A 1,381-nucleotide genomic window follows, 5' to 3' on the forward strand; every position below is an offset into this window, starting at 1 on the left:
TTATAGAAATTAGGGGTGTAGCAATAACACTAACTGGTATAGAGTAGCTGGCAACAACTTGAAAAACATACAGTTGCAGGGGTAGAGTCCAAACTGCTGCTGCAATTGGCACAGCAACTAGGGATGCTGCTTGATAAGTGAGCCGATTGGTAAAATTCCAGAAGAGGTAAATTACTACACTCAACAGGCAGCCCTAAAGGAAACAAAACAACTGTTTCCTGAATACAAAAAAATTTACGCAGAAACTCAACAAGTCAATCTACAAAGGCTTAATAAAGCCTGGGACAGATGGAGGAAACCTGACGCAAGTGGGAAACGAGGGGGAAGACCTCGTTTTAAAAAACCTGGAGACCTTAGATCTTTTGTATTTCCCAGGATCAACAATTCTAAAGCTGGGGCGCACCTGGTTGATAGTGTTTTGAAGCTAAGTCGAATCGGATCAATGCCTGTCGTAATGCATCGACCATTACCTAAAGGCTTCATCCTCCAACAATGCACTATCGTCAAAAAAGCTGATGGCTGGTATTGTTGTATTTCGATGAAAGATGATACCGTCCCTGAACTGTTACCTGTAGATTCAGTTAAATCTGCCGTTGGTATTGACGTTGGTTTAGAGAAATTTCTGACTACATCTGATGGAGAAGCAATACCTATTCCTCAGTTTTATCGGAAAGCTCAAGACAAGCTAGCTCAAGCCCAAAAAGTAATGTCACGCCGTGTCAAGGGTTCTAATAACTGGAAAAAAGCCAAACACAAAGTAGCCTTATTACATCTTCATTTAACCCGGTGTCGGAAAGATTTTCATTATCAGGTTGCTCATTGGTTGTGCAGCAAGTACGAGCTAATTACTTACGAGAACTTAAACATCAAAGGACTCGCTCGAACTAAACTGGCAAAATCAATATACGATGCGGCTTGGGGGTGTTTTCTGGAAATATTGCAAGCAGTAGCGGTAAGACGCGGTTTGTTAGTCCAGGAAGTCAACCCACGGGGGACAAGTATTGAGTGCTTTAATTGTGGTTCTAGGGTTGAAAAAAGTTTGAGTGAGCGTGTTCATTGTTGTTCCAGTTGTCAAGTCAAAATTGACCGTGATTGGAACAGTGGTATTAATATCTTAAATCGTGGATTATTGGCGGTCGGACTGCCGCTAAATGGCTGTGGTAAATCAATACAGGATATTGAGGAACAGCAAGTCTCATTCGTGAGTTTGAGAAGCCTACATCATAATCTTTGATTTTATGTGGGAGTAGTCACAATAAGCAAAATAGGAAACTTAGACGCAAGGCTTGATGGACACGGAGGTATTTTTTCGCCCCCCAGTTTTGCCCTACAAACGGTCCAATGCTGGCAGAGATTGCAATTAGGACAATCTGGCTAAAGG

Annotated in this window: 1 protein-coding gene and 1 pseudogene; one reads left to right on the plus strand and one right to left on the minus strand. The window is 42.0% G+C overall.

Annotation, left to right across the window (positions count from 1 at the left end):
• Positions 1 to 184: hypothetical protein (locus F6K53_RS42730; RefSeq protein WP_293086662.1), on the minus strand; the 184-nt coding region annotated here is incomplete at its 3' end.
• Here F6K53_RS42730 and F6K53_RS42735 point away from each other — a divergent pair.
• Positions 131 to 1,234: pseudogene (locus F6K53_RS42735) on the plus strand (transposase); the annotation flags it as partial. The gene F6K53_RS42730 and the pseudogene F6K53_RS42735 overlap by 54 nt on opposite strands.
• Between the last annotated feature and the right edge of the window lie 147 nt (positions 1,235 to 1,381).

The sequence above is a fragment of the Moorena sp. SIO4A1 genome (assembly GCF_010672065.1).
In the GTDB taxonomy this organism is placed as follows: Bacteria; Cyanobacteriota; Cyanobacteriia; order Cyanobacteriales; family Coleofasciculaceae; genus Moorena.